The 17,333-nt window shown below is 69.0% G+C and carries 15 protein-coding genes; 8 read left to right on the forward strand and 7 right to left on the reverse strand.

Annotated elements, in window-relative coordinates:
* Positions 1–52 precede the first annotated feature (52 nt).
* From RLN94_RS11360 to RLN94_RS11370, 3 genes are all read right to left on the reverse strand, one after another.
* Entirely contained in the window at positions 53–1,114 is a 1,062-nt protein-coding gene (locus RLN94_RS11360) for a T6SS phospholipase effector Tle1-like catalytic domain-containing protein (protein WP_350122827.1), read from the reverse strand.
* Positions 1,092–3,389 carry a xanthine dehydrogenase family protein molybdopterin-binding subunit gene (locus tag RLN94_RS11365; protein WP_350122824.1) on the reverse strand — a complete coding sequence of 766 codons (2,298 nt, stop codon included), beginning with the start codon at positions 3,387–3,389 and terminating at the stop codon, positions 1,092–1,094. The genes RLN94_RS11360 and RLN94_RS11365 overlap by 23 nt, the downstream gene beginning before the upstream one ends.
* 76 nt (positions 3,390–3,465) lie before the next feature.
* Positions 3,466–4,596 carry a type III PLP-dependent enzyme gene (locus tag RLN94_RS11370; protein ID WP_350122821.1) on the reverse strand — a complete coding sequence of 377 codons (1,131 nt, stop codon included), beginning with the start codon at positions 4,594–4,596 and terminating at the stop codon, positions 3,466–3,468.
* Positions 4,597–4,705: 109 nt separating this feature from the next.
* Here RLN94_RS11370 and RLN94_RS11375 point away from each other — a divergent pair, with 109 nt between their 5' ends.
* Entirely contained in the window at positions 4,706–5,140 is a 435-nt protein-coding gene (locus RLN94_RS11375) for an Lrp/AsnC family transcriptional regulator (RefSeq protein WP_350122818.1), read from the forward strand.
* A gap of 3 nt (positions 5,141–5,143) precedes the next feature.
* Here the strand turns inward: RLN94_RS11375 and dacB are convergent, their stop codons facing one another.
* Both dacB and RLN94_RS11385 read right to left on the reverse strand, forming a co-directional pair.
* A complete protein-coding gene (gene dacB / locus RLN94_RS11380; protein WP_350122815.1) occupies positions 5,144–6,604 on the reverse strand; it encodes a D-alanyl-D-alanine carboxypeptidase/D-alanyl-D-alanine endopeptidase in 1,461 nt (486 codons plus the stop codon).
* Positions 6,605–6,693: 89 nt separating this feature from the next.
* The gene (locus RLN94_RS11385) at positions 6,694–7,308 is read right to left on the reverse strand and encodes a nicotinate-nucleotide adenylyltransferase (protein WP_350122812.1); all 615 of its coding nucleotides are present in this window, start codon (positions 7,306–7,308) and stop codon (positions 6,694–6,696) included.
* A 221-nt stretch (positions 7,309–7,529) separates the two neighbouring features.
* Here RLN94_RS11385 and ettA point away from each other — a divergent pair, with 221 nt between their 5' ends.
* Positions 7,530–9,182, forward strand: a complete 1,653-nt coding sequence (gene ettA, locus RLN94_RS11390; RefSeq protein ID WP_350168984.1) for an energy-dependent translational throttle protein EttA — start codon at positions 7,530–7,532, stop codon at positions 9,180–9,182.
* A gap of 359 nt (positions 9,183–9,541) precedes the next feature.
* Here the strand turns inward: ettA and RLN94_RS11395 are convergent, their stop codons facing one another.
* On the reverse strand, positions 9,542–10,198 hold the full coding sequence (locus RLN94_RS11395) for an REP-associated tyrosine transposase (protein ID WP_350122806.1): 657 nt from the start codon (positions 10,196–10,198) through the stop codon (positions 9,542–9,544).
* A gap of 402 nt (positions 10,199–10,600) precedes the next feature.
* Here RLN94_RS11395 and RLN94_RS11400 point away from each other — a divergent pair, with 402 nt between their 5' ends.
* The 4 genes from RLN94_RS11400 (at position 10,601) to RLN94_RS11415 (ending at position 13,375) form a co-directional block, all read left to right on the forward strand.
* Positions 10,601–11,773 carry a geranylgeranyl reductase family protein gene (locus tag RLN94_RS11400; RefSeq protein WP_350122803.1) on the forward strand — a complete coding sequence of 391 codons (1,173 nt, stop codon included), beginning with the start codon at positions 10,601–10,603 and terminating at the stop codon, positions 11,771–11,773.
* Between the two features lie 124 nt (positions 11,774–11,897).
* Positions 11,898–12,221 (forward strand): hypothetical protein, encoded by a 324-nt coding sequence (locus RLN94_RS11405; RefSeq protein WP_350122800.1) that lies wholly within the window; start codon positions 11,898–11,900, stop codon positions 12,219–12,221.
* Positions 12,222–12,352: 131 nt separating this feature from the next.
* The gene (locus RLN94_RS11410) at positions 12,353–12,931 is read left to right on the forward strand and encodes a L,D-transpeptidase (RefSeq protein ID WP_350122797.1); all 579 of its coding nucleotides are present in this window, start codon (positions 12,353–12,355) and stop codon (positions 12,929–12,931) included.
* Positions 12,932–13,168: 237 nt separating this feature from the next.
* Entirely contained in the window at positions 13,169–13,375 is a 207-nt protein-coding gene (locus RLN94_RS11415) for a cold-shock protein (RefSeq protein ID WP_300895765.1), read from the forward strand.
* Positions 13,376–13,435: 60 nt separating this feature from the next.
* Here the strand turns inward: RLN94_RS11415 and RLN94_RS11420 are convergent, their stop codons facing one another.
* Positions 13,436–14,113 (reverse strand): arylesterase, encoded by a 678-nt coding sequence (locus tag RLN94_RS11420; protein WP_502949409.1) that lies wholly within the window; start codon positions 14,111–14,113, stop codon positions 13,436–13,438.
* On the opposite strand from RLN94_RS11420, the gene RLN94_RS11425 reads away from it, so the two are divergent.
* Complete coding sequence (locus tag RLN94_RS11425; protein WP_350122790.1) at positions 14,112–14,798, forward strand: ABC transporter ATP-binding protein; 687 nt, start codon at positions 14,112–14,114, stop codon at positions 14,796–14,798. The two genes, RLN94_RS11420 and RLN94_RS11425, sit on opposite strands and share 2 nt — an antisense overlap.
* Positions 14,795–17,317: an ABC transporter permease gene (locus RLN94_RS11430; protein WP_350122787.1), complete on the forward strand. Its 2,523-nt coding sequence runs from the start codon at positions 14,795–14,797 to the stop codon at positions 17,315–17,317. Before RLN94_RS11425 ends, RLN94_RS11430 begins: the two co-directional genes overlap by 4 nt.
* The last annotated feature ends 16 nt before the right edge of the window (positions 17,318–17,333 follow it).

Here is a 17,333-nt window from a genome sequence, read left to right on the forward strand (position 1 = left end):
TGGCTCAAATATCCATAATCCGACACGGGCCACCCGCGCCAACGCCCGAGGGTCACTGCGCCGCCGCAACGTGCGCCATCAGGTCCTCCCGCCCCCGCACGCTTTCATGCAGCCGTTCCGACGGGTCTTGCCCCACAACCCGCGCGCGGCGCAGCAGGAAGATCTTGCCCCAGCCGCCCCACGACCCGCAGGAGGGCGCCTCCGGGTCCGCCGGGAACCGCGCCTCCCACCCCTCGGGCAGGGCAATGCCGCACTCCTCCAGCTTGCCCATCATCCAGCGGAACGGCACGTTGGCCAGCGGCCTTGCTTCCTCGACCCCGCCCAACTGGCCGCCCACGTCGCCGTGATTGCCGCGGAACCAGACCTGCTCGATCTTGCCGGGAAACCCCTCCGGCGTCTCCCACAGCACCGGCGCGTAAACCGTGCGCGTCTCGTCCAGCGCCAGCGCGTGATAGCCCCGCTTGACCGCGGGCCCCAGCCGATGGTTGTGGAATGCATGCGCCGGCTCCGACCAGCGCCAGACCACCGGCAGCCGCAGGCCCAGCGCCTTGACCGTGTCCCAGACCCCGATCATCTCGATCTCCACCGCCTCGTGGCAATAGGCCTCGACAAAGGCGCGCTCGGCCGCGGTCTCGCCCCCGGCCTGGTAATGGCGATAGGCGGTCATGATGTTCCGCTCGGTCGCGTCCTGCGCCTTCAACAGCCCCACCTGGTCGATGATCCCGGCCAGCGAGCGCACCGCGTAGGCGCCCCGCGAATAGCCCATCAGGATGATCCGGTCGCCCGCGCGATACCGGCTGGCGAGATAGCCATAGGCCCGCCGGATCTGCCGGTTGATCCCCCGGCCCAGGATCACGTCGCCCGTGGTGCTCCAGTCCTGCCACTGCACGCCGGCCTCGTAATAGAGCGACAGCCGCGCCCCGCGCAGCTCGCCCAGCAGGCGATAGGCCAGCCCCGCGTTGCTTTCGTGCCCCTTGTCCAGCGTCGACATCGTGCCGTCGAGGATGATCACATGGGTGACCTGCCCCCGCGTGCCCTCATACCGGCTCTGCTTGTGGCGCAGGCCGGGGCGGAACAGCCCGTATAGTGTCTCAACCCACCGGCGCCATTGCATCGTTCAGCATGTCCCATACGCGCGACGGCGTGAACGGCATGTCGGCCTGCCGCACCCCCCGTTGCCACAGCGCGTCGGCCACGGCATTCGCCGTCGCCGCCATCGCCCCCACCGTGCCGGCCTCGCCACAGCCCTTCATGCCCATCACGTTCGCCGTCGAGGGCACCGGTTCCGAGGTAAAGCCGATCATCGGCACATCATCGGCCCGCGGCATGGCATAGTCCATGAAACTCCCGGTGAGGAGCTGGCCATCCTCGTCATAGCCCACATGCTCCCACAGCGCCTGGCCGATTCCCTGCACGCTGCCGCCATGCACCTGACCTTCGGCCAGCATCGGGTTGATCAGGTTGCCGAAATCGTCGACCACCGTGTAGCGCTCCAGCGTCACGTGGCCCGTCTCCGGGTCCACCTCCACCTCGGCCACATGCGCGCCATTGGGATAGGACCGGCCCGGCAAGGTCGCCGTCTCCTCGTGCACCAGCAGATCGGTCCGCCCGTCGGCCCGCGCCATCTCCGCGGCCTCCACGAAGGTCGGCGTCAGGTTCGAGCCCGGCGCGCGGAACGTCTCGTCGTCGAAGCTCACATCCTCCGCCGCCACGCCCATCTTTTCGGCCAGGTAGGGCGTGAACGCCTCGACCATCTTGCCCACCGTCGCCAGCGTCGCGTTGTTCTGCGTCGTGACCGAGCGCGAACCGCCCGTGCCGCCGCCCTTCTCGATCCGGTCGCTGTCGCCCTGCACCACGCGGATCTGCTCCACCGGAATCCCGGTCTGGTCCGACAGGAACCTCGCATAGGCCGTCTCGTGCCCCTGCCCGTTCGACTGCGTGCCTACATAGATCGACACCGTGCCATCCTCGTGAAACTCCACCTTCGCGGTCTCGGTCGGATTGCCGAGGATCGCCTCGATATAATAGCACAACCCCATGCCGCGCAGCCGGCCTTTGCCTTCACTCTCCGCCTTCCGCGCCGCGAACCCGTCGCGATCCGCTTCCGCCTCGGCCCGGTCGAGCAGCCGGGCGAACTCGCCCACATCATAGGTTTCGCCGGTAAAGGAAGTATAAGGAAACTGCTCCGGCCGGATGAAGTTCCGCCGGTGCAGATCCCACGTATCCACGCCCAGCTCCCGCGCCGCCCGGTCCATCGCCCGCTCCAGCGCATAGATCGCCTCGGGCCGCCCGGCCCCGCGATAGGCATCCACCTGCGTGGTGTTGGTATAGAACCCCTCGACATGCTGATAGGCGGTCCGGATATCGAACACCCCCGTCAACACCTTGGAAAACAGCACCGTCTGGATGGGCTGGTTCAGCCCGCTGTTATACGCCCCCATGTTGCAGCGCGTCTCGACCTTGTAGGCGGTGATCCTCAGGTCCTCGTCGAACGCCAGCGTCAGGTCATGCTCCAGGTCGCGCCCCGCATTGTCGGCCAGCATCGTCTCCGATCGGTCGGCATACCAGCGCACCGGGCGCTTCAGCATCCTTGCCGCCTGCCCCACGAGATAGGTCTCGGGATAATCCGGCGCCTTGGTGCCAAAGCCCCCGCCCACATCCGGGATCGTCACGCGAATATCCTCGGGCTTGATCCCGTAGATCTTCGCCCCGTTCCGCTTGGTGTTCCAAACGCCCTGCCCGCCAAAGGACAGGTGCAGCCGCCCGTCCTCCATGGCGGCCCAGGCCCCGCGCGGCTCCATCGGGTTCGAGATGATGCGGTTGTCCCCCACCGACAGCCGCACCACATGCGCGGCCTCGGCAATGGCGGTCTCCGTGCCCTCTCCATCGCCAAGCGCCCAGTCGAACGCCCGGTTCTCCGGCACATCCTCGTGCAACGGCTCGCCGCCGGGGGCCAGCGCCATATGCACCGGCAAGTCCTCGTAATCGACCTCGATCAGCTCGGCCGCATCCCGCGCCTCCTGCAGGCTGTCGGCCACAACCATCGCCACCGCCTCGCCGACGAAACGCACGCGCCCCTCGGCCAGCAACGGCCGGCGCGGGGCGGCGCCCTTGCTGCCGTCGCGATTCTCCACCGTCACGGCGGCCAGCCCCTCGGTCACGCCAGCCGCGCGCAGCCCCTCGCCGTCCAGCACAAGGTGAACCCCCGGCGCCTCCTTCGCGGCCTCCAGGTCGATCGAGGCGATCGTCGCGTGCGCCATGGGCGAGCGAAGGAAATAGACGCGCAGCGCCTCCTCGGGCGGCGTGTCATCCAGGTACCGGCCATGGCCGGTCAGGAAACGCACGTCTTCGAGGCGGGAGGCCGGTTGGCTCTTGCCGAATTTCTGCATGGGTCAGCGGGGTCCTCTGGCCTGTGTCGGAATGTGCCCGAACCCTAGCCCGTGGGCGCCGAGTGTCCAGACCCGATCAGGCCAAAGCCGCCACCGTCACCGCCTCGCCCGGCCCGTAGCCGTTGAACCGCGTGGCGATGGCGCTCGAATAGGCGCCCATCCCGTCGAAGAGAACATAGTCGCCCTCGACCATCTCACCGGGCAGCGCCACCGGCGCCGGCAACCGGTCGAGGCTGTCGCAGGTCGGCCCGAACACCACCCGTTCGACCCTTTCGCCACCGCGCGCCCCGCCATCGGGGCCGATCACCCGGATACGATCGCCCATGCCGATATCGCGCGCCTCGAACAGCCCGCCGTAAAGCCCGTCATTGAGAAACACCGCCCCGCAGCCGCGCAACGCCTTCACCCGGGTCGCCAGCGCGAAGGCCTCGGCCACCATCGCCCGGCCCGGCTCGCACACCAGCCCGGGCGCGTCCTCGCCAAAGGCGCTGCAGGTCACCTCCCCGATATGCCCGAAGATCGCCTCCAGGTCCGGCGCAACCCCGCTGCGGTGCGAGGCGAACCCGCCCCCCACGTTCAGCCGCGCGATCCTGACACCGGCGGTCCGGGCAACCTCCGCCGCCGCCACGATGTAGGCGCCCCATGCCGCAGGGTCGGCGCATTGCGTGCCGGGATGAAAGGTCATCGCCGGCACGAACCCCATCGCCGCAACCTCCCGCAGAAGCGCCGCCGCCTTCTCCGGCCCGGCCCCGAACTTCTCGCCGAAATCATAGGCCGCCCCGCTCACCGGCAACGCCAGCCGCACCGCCACCTCCGTCTCCCTTGGCAGCGGCTCCAGCTTCGCCAGCTCCCCGAAACAATCGACCGAGCACGAGGCCACGCCCATCGCGCGGGCGATGCCGACCTCCTCCACCGACCGCACCGGGTTGTTGTAATGCAGCACCGCGTCGGGACAGACCGCGCGCACCGCGTACATCTCCCGCGGGCTCGCCACGTCGAAGGCGCGCATGCCGCTCGCCACGAGGTTGGCCAGAACCTCCTCGCCCGCATTGGCCTTGACCGCATAGGTCACCAGCCCCGGGAACCCGTCGCGAAACCGCCGCGCCGTCGCCTGCAACACCGAAGGGGAAAAATAGAACTGCGCCATGTCCGGCTTGTGCCGCGCGATATGGCTGGCCGGGTCGGCCCATGTCGGGGTCTGTCTCATGTCACTGCCTCGCGTCCCGTTTTCTTTCAGTCTGCGCGCAATTCTCGTCGATTTCATCAGGCGGTTCGTATAAAATGGCGAAAATCGCCGACATAACGACGAAATCACCATGCAGATCGACCAGCTCGACCACGCCCTCCTTGCCCTGCTCCGGGAAAACGCCCGCATGCCCGTGGCCGGGCTCGCCCGCCGGCTGGGCCTTGCGCGGACCACCGTGCAGGCCCGCCTCGACCGGCTCGAGGAGACCGGCACCATCGCCGGCTACACCGTGCGGGTGACAGAGGCCCTCCGCGCGCCGATCCGCGCCACCGCGCTGGTCAGCATCGAGCCCCGAAGCGCGCCCACGGTCCTCGCGCGGCTCGAATCGCTGCCGGGCGTGCGCACCGTCCACACCACCTCGGGCCGCGTCGACCTGATCGTCGGGCTCGAGGCCGCCACCACGGAAGAGCTCGACGACACGCTCGACCGCATCGGCGAGGCGAAAGGCGTCAGAAGTTCGGAAAGCCTGATCCACCTGTCGACCAAGATCGACCGGCGCGGCTAGGCGTCAACTGCCGTAGACCCGCCCCCAGCGTTCCAGCAGCTTCTGCTGGAGGTTCTTCGACCGCGAATTCCACGTCATCGCGCCCTCGGGCCGCGCCTCCGAGCCCTTGTCGAACCCGGCACGCAGCTCGGGATCGGCGGTGAAGATCGCGAAGGCCAGCTCGCGCCCGTCCGGCGCCGTCATGTAGCCCGCCAGCGAACTGACGAAATACAGCGTGCCGGTCTTCGCCATCACCTTGACGGGATGCGCCGCGTCGATCTGCCCGTTGTCCCGGATCATCGGGAACTCCTTCAGGATCGGCTTCAGCAACCCGTCCCCGTGCACCTTCGCCAGCGCCTGCGCCAGCGCGGCGGCCCGCAGGCGCGAGGTCTCGCCCAGCCCGGAATGATCGACCAGCTTGGCGCCGGGCATGCCCAGCTCGATCTGCGCCCAGCGGCCCATCTCCTCGGCCGAATCCTTCATCGACACCGGCCGGCCCAGCCGCTTGGCGCTGGCGGTCATCCCGCACAGCTCGGCGGTCAGGTTGTTGGAATATTTCAGCATCCCCCGCAGCACCTCGGCCAGCGGCTCGCCCCGGTGCGTGACCAGAACGTCGCCCTTCGGCGCGGCATCTGGCGGCGGGGCCACGTCCAGCTTGATCCCGTGCGAGCGCGCGAAGGTGGCGAACACCTCGGCGGCATAGGCCTCGGGCTTGCGCACCGGCAGCCACCGCGCCCCGCCACTGCCCAGCGCGCCCTTCGCCACGGTCCACGCGTCGTGGTCGCCCATGTCGGCATAGGTGTAGACCGGCCCGCTGCGATCCGCGACCTGCATCCGCGACACCCGCACGTCGGGGCGGTACTTGCCCGAGCGCGCATCCATCGTCACGGTGTACTCGCCGCCCGCGCGGGTCCACTCGAAATGCACCCGGTTGTAGTTCAGGTTGATCCCCGACACCGACGGGTTGTAGCTCACCTCCTCGGGCTGGCTCGGATCGATCACCCGCTCGAAGGGCAGCGCCCCGCCCCAGACCCGGAACTTGCCCTTCACCTCGCGCACGCCGGCGTCCTTCAGCCGCGCGGCCATGCCGGCCAGCGCGTCGGTGTCCAGCATCGGATCGCCCCCGCCGGCCAGGATCAGGTCGCCCTGCACCACCCCGTCGGTCACCCCGCCCTCGGCCAGCAGCCGGGTCTCGAACCGATAGTCCGGCCCCAGCACGTCGAGCGCGTAAAGCGCGGTCACCGCCTTGGTCACGCTCGCCGGCGGCTGGCCGGAAAACCCGTCATGGGTCTCGAGCACGGCGCCGGCCTTCACGTCGACCACCGAGAAGCTGACCACCCCGCTCAGCCGCGATTCGGCGATCAGCTCCTCCGGCGTGGGCACCCGTTTGGGCGCCGCGGGGGCCGGCCGCGCCCGCGGCCGCAGGGAAACCTCGGGCGCCCCGGCCCAGGCCGGGCCGGCAAGAACCCCGAGGGCCCCACCCATAAAGAACCGTCTCGAAACACGCTTTAACATATGGTCAATTATGCCAAACTCTGCGGCGCGTACAATCCGCTACCACACTCACGTTCACGTCAATTGTTGCCACTGCGGCGCCAATCCCCGGCCTTGCGCAGCTCGGTCGACGAAATCCCGCGCATCGGCACGTTCACGAAACACCACGCCGGCGGCTCGGCATGGGCCAGACACCGGCTCTGCGCCGCTTTCAGCCGGGCGAAACGGTAGACCCGCGCCGCCTTCGACACCCGTGCGGATATCCGCTGACCGGGCCGCGCCAGCACCCCCAACGGCACCCGCCCGACGATCTCCTCCCAATCCTGCCACTGGTCGAGCTGGGCGAGGTTGTCGGCCCCCATCAGCCAGACGAAGCGCAGATCGGGCCGCGCGCCCTGCAACACGGCCAGCGACTCGGCGGTGATGCGCGTGCCCGCCTGCGCCTCGAAATCCGAGACATGCATCCGCGGATGATCGAGAATCGCCCGGCAGGCCGCCATTCGCTCCTCCAGCGGCGCCGGGCCGCGCGCCTTCAGCGGGTTGCCGGGGCTCACCAGCCACCAGACCTGGTCCAGCCCGAACCGCCGCAACGCCTCGCGGCTGATATGCACATGGCCCGCATGCGGCGGGTCGAAGGACCCGCCCAGAAGGCCGACCGCCTGTCCGGCGCGTATATGGGGCAGCGCATATCGCATCGCGCCTTTCTGACCGCAGGCGCGCCCGGCTGTCCAGCGGTTTCGTGCCTCCGCGCCGCCTGCGCGCCTGGCCGGCCGGGGGAGCCTCCGGCGGGGATATTTGGGGCCAGAAGAAACACGGGGCGCGCGCGCAGCTCGAATGGGGCGCATGACCATTTGAATTCGCCGCGCGGCGCGGTTACATGGGCGCCAACCTCAGAGTTTTCAGGAAGAGAGCCCCCATGGCGCAGAAATTCGTCTACCACATGCAAGGCGTGTCCAAGGCCTATCCCGGCGGCAAGAAATGCTTCGAGAACATCCATCTCAGCTTTCTGCCCGGCGTGAAGATCGGCGTGGTCGGCCCCAACGGCGCGGGCAAGTCGACGCTGATGAAGATCATGGCCGGGCTCGACACCGAGTTCCAGGGCGAGGCCTGGGCGGCCGACGGCATCCGCGTGGGCTATCTCCCGCAGGAGCCGCAGCTCGACGACAGCCTGACCGTGCGCGAGAACGTCATGCAGGCGGTGGCGCCGCAACGCGCCAAGCTCGAGCGGTTCAACGAGCTGGCGATGAACTATTCCGACGAGACCGCCGACGAGATGGCGGCGCTGCAGGACGAGATCGACAGCCAGAACCTCTGGGATCTCGACGCCCAGATCGACGTGTCGATGGAGGCGCTGCGCTGCCCGCCCGACGAGGCCAGCGTCAGCTCGCTCTCGGGCGGCGAGAAGCGCCGCGTGGCGCTCTGCAAGCTGCTGCTCGAGGCGCCCGACATGCTGCTCCTCGACGAGCCCACCAACCACCTCGACGCCGAGACGATCGCCTGGCTCCAGCAGCACCTGATCGACTACAAGGGCACCATCCTGATCGTCACCCACGACCGCTATTTCCTCGACGACATCACCGGCTGGATCCTCGAGCTCGACCGCGGCCGCGGCCTCCCCTACGAGGGCAACTACTCGGCCTGGCTGGAACAGAAGGCCAAGCGCCTGGCGCAGGAGGCCCGCGAGGACAAGTCGCGCCAGAAGACGCTCGAGCGCGAGCTGGAATGGATGCGCCAGGGCCAGAAGGCGCGGCAGGCCAAGCAGAAGGCCCGGATCAACGCCTATAACGAGCTCGCCGGCCAGTCCGAGCGCGAGAAGGTCGGCAAGGCGCAGATCGTCATCCCCAACGGCCCGCGCCTCGGCTCGAAGGTGATCGAGATCGAGGGTCTGAAGAAGCACATGGGCGACAAGCTCCTGATCGAGAACCTCTCCTTCTCGCTGCCGCCCGGCGGGATCGTCGGCGTGATCGGCCCCAACGGCGCCGGCAAGTCGACGCTGTTCAAGATGCTCACCGGGCAGGAGGCGCCCGACGCCGGCACGATCGAATATGGCGACACGGTCGAGATGTCCTATGTCGACCAGTCGCGCGACGATCTCAAGGATGGCGACACGGTGTGGGAGGCGATCACCGGCGGCGCCGAGGTGATCGAGCTGGGCGACGCGCAGATGAACTCCCGCGCCTATTGCTCGGCCTTCAACTTCAAGGGCGGCGACCAGCAGAAGAAGGTCTCGCTCCTGTCGGGGGGGGAGCGCAACCGGGTGCACATGGCCCGCCTGCTGAAATCCGGCGGCAACGTGCTGCTGCTCGACGAGCCGACCAACGACCTCGACGTCGAGACCCTGCGCGCGCTGGAAGACGCGCTGGTGGATTTCGCCGGCTGCGCCGTGGTCATCTCGCACGACCGCTTCTTCCTCGACCGGATCTGCACCCAGATCCTCGCCTGCGAGGGCGAGGCGCATGTGGAATGGTTCGAGGGGAACTTCGAGGATTACGAGGAAGACAAGAAGCGCCGGCTGGGGCCGGACGCGCTGGAGCCCAAGCGGATCAAGCACAAGAAGTTCGCACGGTAGGGCGGTCTCGGGTTTTTCGGCGAGACCGCGCGTAGGCCGGGCTTCAGCCCGGCACGTCGCAGATTTTTTTTCGCGGGCGAAAGCCGGGCTGAAGCCCGGCCTACGACCACCGCATCCGGCGCCGCCTGTGGCGCGTCGTGCCTATAGCGCCTTGGGCTACGCCTCGCACCTCATTTGCGCCACGCGCCGCACCTATGCCTCGCACCACGGTTGCGCCTACGCCTCGCCCCGCACCCACGCCACGCGCCGCACCTGCGCCTCACACACCGCCCGCACCTCGCCTGCGCCCTGCCCCACGCCAGCGCCCCTGCTACGCCTCCGGCGCGCCCAAGCGCCCGCCATCCCAGGCCTGCCCGGCCCTACGCGCGCCGCGCGCCCAATACCTGCGCCCCGCCCCATTCCGGCTCGACCAACCCCAGCCGCACATCCCGGTGAACCGACGAGTAGGGCCAGTCCACCGCCCGCTCCACCAGCCCGTGCTTCACCGGGTTGCCCCAGCAATACCGCACCAGCCGGGCATACTCGTCGAGGTCGCGCACGTGGTGCTCCCAGAACCGCCGCTGCCAGATCGCGCATTCGCGCTTGTCCGCCCGTAGGCCGGGCTTCAGCCCGGCATACCGCCCCGACCGGACAACCGGCAACTCCGCCGGCAATCGCAGCGGCCCGCCATCCGGCCCAGCATCAGGTCCGCCATCCGGTCCAGCATCGGGCCCGCCATCCGGCCCGGCCTCCCTCCCGCGCGCCGCCGCGTTCAAGCTCCGCGTGAACCGCGCCTTGATCGCGCCCCACCGCGTGGCGTAATCCGAATCCCCCGGCGGCAGGGTCCACACCGCATGGAGGTGATCCGGCAGCACCACCCAGGCATCGATATGAAACGGCCTCTCTTCCCTCACCCGCCGAACGGCGGCGCGCAGGCGCAGGATCTCTTCCGTCAGCAGGCGGCTGCCACACTCGGCCAGACAGACGGTAAAGGACACAGACGCGCCGCCGCGGCGGGGACGTATGTAATTCGACATGCCCCAGCGTGACCGATTCCGGTTAAAGAACCGTTCACGCCCCCCGGAAAATGCCCCGACCGCCCTGCGCACCGACGCGATACCGACAAAATACCGACGTTATACCGACGTCGATTTCCGGCACATTTCAGACCCCGTAAAACCCCGCCCCCGCTCCAATTCCGGCGGAATTGCCCGGCACACTCCCGCAATCGAGGAGATCCGCCATGCACCAGATCCGGACACCGAAATGGAGCCAGCCCCGCCGCCGCCCCGGCCGCATCCCGGGCTACCGCCCCGCCACGCCCTACCGCTTCCGCGACTGGGCCGCGCTCTGATCTAAGCGCCTGTAAATTGGCGCCTTTCCCCCCGCGCAGGGGTGCTTTATGCTTGCCCCCGGATACCGCAAGAGCCCGACCGACCATGCCACAATTCGATCTCGTCATCCTCGGCGCCGGCCCGGCGGGCGCGTCGGCCGCGGTGACGGCCCGCAAGCACGGGCTTTCCGTGGCGCTGGTCGACAAGGCCCGCTTCCCGCGCCCCAAGCTCTGCGGCGGGCTGGTCACCGGCCGCTGCGCCACCCATCTCAAGCAGGTATTCAACCTCGAGATCGACCCGCAACTCTTTGAAACCCGGCGGAATTTCGAGTTCTACATGGAGGGCCGCCCGCTCGGCCGGCTCGACGGGGTGCCGCCCACCCACCTGACCATGCGCTGGGATCTCGACCAGCTCCTGTTCTCCAAGGCCCTCGCCGCCGGCGCCGCCGACTTTTCCGGCCAGCGGGTCGAAGCGCTCGATCTCGCCGCGCACCGCCTCGTACTTCACTCAGGCGACACCCTCGATTACCGCTGCCTGATCGGCGCCGACGGGGTGCAGAGCATCGTCGCCCGCGCCCTTTTCGGCACCCCCTTCGACCCCGCCCGCGTGGGCTTCGCCCTCGAGATCGAGGCCCCCGCCCGCGCCCCCACGACCGACACGCCCGTCCGCATCGACTTCGCCGCCGCCGACTGGGGCTATGGCTGGTCCTTCCCCAAGCGCGCCAGCACCACGATCGGGCTGGGCGGGCTGCACCTGAGAAACCCCGACATGCGCGCCCGCCTCGCCCGTTACCTCGACCAGCTTCACACCGGGCAAGGCACGAAGATCAAAGGGCATTTCCTCCCCTTCGGCGGCTATCGGAGCCGGCCGGGCAAGGGCCGTGTCCTGCTCGCGGGCGATGCCGCGGGCTTCGTCGATCCGATCACCGGCGAGGGAATCGGCCACGCCCTCCACTCCGGCGCCCTGGCCGCCACGGCGGCGGCCGAGGCCATCGCCGCCGGCCGCCCCGACACCGCGCTGTCGCGCTACCGCCCGATGACCCGGCCGATCCGCACCGCGCTCCGCTCGGCCCGCCTGCTGCGCCCGATAATCTTCTCGCCAACACTCAAACCCTTCTTCGCCAGCACCTTCCGCGCCTCCCGCACGCTCAAGCGCGACTACATGCACCTGCTCTCGGGCGAGGTCGAATACCCCGCCCTGCTGGCCCGCACGATCCTCCGCCTGCCGCTGGCCGCCTGGCGCTGGATGGCCCGGCGGAAACGCAGTGTTTCCCGGTAACCCGGTGATTTTTTCCTTGGTTTGACAAGCCCTTCCGGGGAATACTGCACGTTGTTCTGCCAACGGGGCTTGCCGCGGCCTGCCAACCGCCTTCACGCCAGCCCCCGCCACAAGGGATAGTATGATGCGCGATACGGTATTCGAAGATACGGTATTCGGCGGGCCTTTCTTCGGCGAATCGCCGTCGGGCGACTCGGCCGAGGATCCGTTCGCCGACCTGCCCGGCGCCACCGCCCTGCCGCAAAACCCGGTGACCGTGGCCGGGTTCGACCCGGCCGAGGATATCCTCGTCATCGCGCTGGAAGACACCGGCGAGGACGCCGTGATCGAAACCCGCCCCACCCGCGACGGGCGGGGCACCGACGTGCTGGTCAACGGGCTGCGCGTGGCCACCGTGCCCGGCGTGCCGGGGCTGTCTCCGGCCGATATCGGGCAGATCCTGGTCTGACCGGTGCAGGAGCGACGCAAGGCGGCCACACCTCCGGCACGCCGTGTTTACGGAGTTTTGACATTTTTGCCGACATGGTGGCAAATGACCTCCGGGCGTCCTACGTAAGGCCGCCCAAGCAGGAGGCTGCCATGATCGACAGACGCCATTTCATCGCCACCGGCCTTGCCATGACCGGGCTTTCCACGCTGGCCGCCCCGGCCATCGCCCAGTCGGCCAGTTCGGTGATCAAGCCGCGCTACCAGCCCACCAAGGTGCAGATCAAGGCGCCTTACGGGCCGGGGCAGCTCCTGATCCTGCCGCGGGCGCATTTCCTCTACTACATCACCGCCCCGGGCGAGGCGATGCGCTATGGCGTCGGCGTCGGCCGCGCCGGGCTCGAGTTCCAGGGCACCGCCACCATCCAGGCCAAGCGCAAATGGCCCGACTGGCGCCCCACCGACGAGATGATCGAGCGCGAGCCCAAGACCTATGCCAAGTTCGCCGAGAACGAGAGCTACCGTCAGCCCGGCGGCCCCGGCAACCCGCTCGGCGCGCGGGCGCTCTACCTCTTCAAGAACGGCCGCGACACCTATTTCCGCATCCACGGCACCAACGCGCCCCGCACCATCGGCCTGTCGGTGTCGAATGGCTGCATCCGGATGCTGAACGCCCATGTGGAAGATCTCTACGAACGCGTCCCGATCGGCACCAAGGTAACGGTTCTTTAACCCGGAAATTAACGGTTCCTTAACCGAATCGTCGGCACATTTCTGCCTCGTCAACGGGGTAAGTTTCGCGGTGTCATAGAAATTTTTCTTGTGTTAGCGCTGGAACGGGGCCATATCAGGCGCGCGACGTTATCTCTATCGACCACCTGCTCCTATCCACGGCTCAGTCACTCGATCTAGCAATGACTTGCCGGTCTGCCGCAATTCCGCGGGCAGAAACATACCAGGAGACAGCACATGGCCACTGGCACTGTGAAATGGTTCAACACCACCAAAGGCTTCGGCTTCATCGCGCCTGACGCAGGCGGCAAAGACGTTTTCGTCCACATCTCGGCTGTCGAGCGCGCCGGCCTGACCGGCCTCGCCGACAACCAGAAGGTGACCTTCGACGTCGAAGCCGGCCGTGACGGCCGCGAAGCGGCGACCAACCTCGCCCTCGCCTGAGACGCGTGTTGACAAGATAGAGAAGGGCCCCAGCCGGGGCCCTTTTTCGTTCGGCGGCGGTCAGTCGACCTCCTCGATCAGCTCCAGCACCTTCGGCCCCAACGCCTCGACGATCAGGCCCACGCCCTCGGCATTGGGATGGATCCCGTCCGACTGGAACAACCCCCGCGCCTCCGCCGGGTCGGTCGTCCCCAGCCCCTCGAAGAAGCTCTCGACGTAAAGCGTGTCATACGCTTCGGCCAGCTCCGGATACATCCCGTCGAACGCCGCCTCGTACTCCGCCCCGTAATTCCCCGGCGCGTCCATCCCCACCAGCAGCACCGGCACCTCCCGCGCCTCCGCCGCCGCCAGGATCCGGTCGAGGTTCTCCCGCGACACCGCCGGGTCGATCCCCCGCAACAGGTCATTGCCCCCCAGCGCCACGATCATCGCGTCCACCTCCGGCGTCAGGCTCCACTCCACGCGCGACGCACCGCCCGCCGTGGTGTCCCCCGACACCCCGCCATTGATCAGCGCCACCTCGGCTCCCTGCTCATCGAGCCATCCCTGCAACTGCGGCACGAACCCGTCCGCCTCGGCCAGCCCGTAGCCCTGCGTCAGGCTGTCGCCAAAGGCCAGCACCGTGACCTCATCGGCCCAGGCCGGCGTCGCCGTCAGCATAATGACCGCCAGCGCCTTGCCCCGCGCGGCCGAGGCCCCATATGACAGAAAACCCTTGATTTTTAGGCGCCAGTTCATGTCTTCACCCGTTCTTTCGCTTCAGGACGCTTCGCTTTCTCTAAAGGGCAATGCCGGCCCCGTCCGGATACTTGATGCGATCTCCCTCGATGTCCACCGGCAAGAGACGGTGGGCCTGATCGGCCCCTCCGGGTCCGGCAAATCCTCGCTGCTGATGCTGATGGGCGGGCTGGAACAGGCCACCGGCGGCCGGATCACCGCGCTCGGCCACGACCTCACCACCATGACCGAGGATCAGCTCGCCCGCCTCCGCCGCGATCACTTCGGTGTGGTCTTCCAGTCCTTCCACCTGATCCCCACCATGACGGCGCTCGAGAACGTGGCCACCCCACTGGAACTCGCCGGCGCGGCGGATGCCTTCGCCCGCGCCGAGGAAGAACTGAAGACCGTCGGCCTCGAAAGCCGCATGAACCACTACCCCTCGCAGCTTTCCGGCGGCGAACAGCAGCGCGTCGCGCTCGCCCGCGCCGCCGCGCCGCGCCCCGACATCCTGCTGGCCGACGAGCCCACAGGCAATCTCGACTCGGTCAACGGGTCGGCCATCGTCGACCTGCTCTTCGGCCTGCGCGAACGCCACAACGCCACGCTCATCCTCGTCACCCACGCCCCGGAACTCGCCCATCGCTGCGACCGGGTCATCACCCTGACCGATGGCCGCCTCTCCCAAACCGAGGCCGCCGCATGACCACCCTGCGGCTGGCCGCGAAACTGGCAGCGCGGGAATTGCGGGGCGGGCTGCGCGGCTTCCGCATCTTCCTCGGCTGCGTCATCCTCGGCGTCGCGGCCATCGCCGCCGTGGGCACCGTGCGCGAAAGCATCGCCACCGGCCTCTCGCAGGAAGGCGCCCGCCTCCTGGGCGGCGATGCCGAGATCGAGCTCACCTACCGCTTCGCCAACGACACCGAACGCGCCTGGATGGAGGAGACCGCCACCCGCGTCTCCGAAATCGCCGATTTCCGCTCCATGGCCACCGTCCCCGACGGCCCCCGCGGCCTGACGCAGGTGAAGGCGGTCGATGCCGCCTACCCGCTCGTGGGCGAGGTCACGCTCGACCCGCCCATGCCGCTTGCCGAGGCCTTGGCAGGCGAGGGCGACACCCCCGGCCTTGTCATGCACCCCCTGCTGATCGACCGGCTGGGCATCGCCCCCGGCGATACGGTCCGCCTCGGCACGCGCGACTTCCGCCTGATGGCCGCGCTCGAATCCGAGCCCGACAACGCCACCGCCGGCTTCGGCCTCGGCCCCCGCACCATCGTCGCGACCGAGGCGCTGGAAGGCTCCGGCCTTCTCGAACCCGGCTCGCTCTACTCCACCAAGTACCGGCTCGACCTGCCCGCCGGCACCTCCCTAGCCGCGGTCGAGGCCGAAGCCAAGGACGTCCTGCAGGACAGCGGCCTGCGCTGGCGCGATGCCCGCAACGGCGCGCCGGGCGTGGCCGAATTCGTCCAGCGCCTCGGCGCCTTCCTCGTCCTCGTGGGCCTCTCCGGCCTTGCCGTCGGCGGCGTGGGCATCTCGGCCGCGCTGCGCGCCTACCTCGCCGGCAAGACCCAGACCATCGCCACCCTGCGCACCTTGGGCGCGGGCCAGTCGACCATCTTCCTCACCTACTTCCTGCAGGTGGGCGCGCTGGCCACCCTCGGCCTCCTCCTCGGCCTCGCCCTCGGCGTGGGCGTGCCCGTCCTCCTCTCGCCCCTCATCGAAGCTCAACTCCCCGTCCCGGCCGTCTTCGCCGCCTACCCGGCCCCGATGATCGAGGCTGCGATCTACTCGATCCTCACGGTGCTGATCTTCACCCTCTGGCCGCTGGCCCGCGCCAAGGAGGTCCGCGCCGCCGCCCTCTACCGCGACGCGCTCGCCCGGGCCCGCGCGCTGCCCTCGTGGCCCTTCGTCCTTGCCACGCTGGCCCTTCTGGCGCTCCTCCTCTTCGCCGCCGCCAGCTTCTCGGGCAATCTCGAACTCACCCTCTGGACCGCCGGCGGCATCCTCGGCGCGCTCCTGATCCTCGCCATCGCCGGCCTCGGCATCCAGGCCGCCGCCCGGGCCCTGCGCCCCGCCGCCCGCGGCCGCCCGGCCCTGGGCTGGGCGCTCGCCGCCATCGGCGGGCCGGGCAGCACCGCGGGCCCCGTCGTCCTGTCGCTCGGCCTCGGCCTCTCGGTCCTCGCCGCCGTGGGCCAGATCGACCAGAACCTGCGCGGCGCCATCGCCCGCGACCTCCCCGACCAGGCCCCCTCCTTCTTCTTCGTCGACATCCAGAAGGACCAGATCGGCCCCGTCCTCGAGCGCCTCGAAACCGACCCCGGCGTCAGCCGCATCGACAACGCCCCCATGCTGCGCGGCATCCTCAGCCGCATCAACGGCCAGCCCGCATCCGAGGTCGCGGGCGAGCACTGGGTCGTCCAGGGCGACCGCGGCATCACCTATGCCGACGCCATCCCCTCCCGCACCACGATCGTGGACGGCGACTGGTGGGGCGAAGGCTACGCGGGCGAGCCGCAGGTCAGCTTCGCCGCCGAAGAAGCCGCCGAGATGGGCCTGAAGCTCGGCGACGAGATCACCGTCAACATCCTCGGCCGCGACATCACGGCGACCCTCACCTCCTTCCGCGAGGTCGATTTCTCGACCGCCGGGATGGGCTTCATCATGGTCATGAACCAGGCCGCGCTCGAGGCCGCGCCGCACACCTTCATCGCCACGGTCTATGCCGACGAGGCCGCCGAAGCGGCCATCTTCCGCGACCTCTCCGACAGCTACCCCAACATCACCGCCATCCGCGTCCGCGACGCCATCGACCAGGTGAGCGGCCTGCTCGCCGGCCTCGCCTCGGCCACGGCCTGGGGGGCGGCGGCGACGCTGCTCACCGGCTTCCTCGTCCTCATCGGCGCGGCCGCGGCCGACCAGCGCTCGCGCAGCTACGAGGCGGCGATCCTGAAAACCCTCGGCGCCACCCGCGCCCGCATCCTCGCCGGACTGACCCTGCGCTCGGGCCTCTTGGGCATGGCCGCCGGGCTGGTGGCGCTCTTCGCGGGCATCGCCGGCGGCTGGGCGGTCAGCCACTACGTCATGGACACCGGCTTCGAGATCGCCTGGGGCCCGGCCGTGCTGATCGTCGCGGGCGGCGCGGTGATCAGCCTGCTCGCCGGCCTCGCCTTCGCCCTCGGCCCGGTCTCGGCCAAGCCCGCACGGGTTCTCCGCGCACAGGACTAGGCCCAAGTTGAACTTC

It is taken from the genome of Roseovarius sp. (genome assembly GCF_040223625.1).
GTDB lineage: Bacteria > Pseudomonadota > Alphaproteobacteria > Rhodobacterales > Rhodobacteraceae > Roseovarius.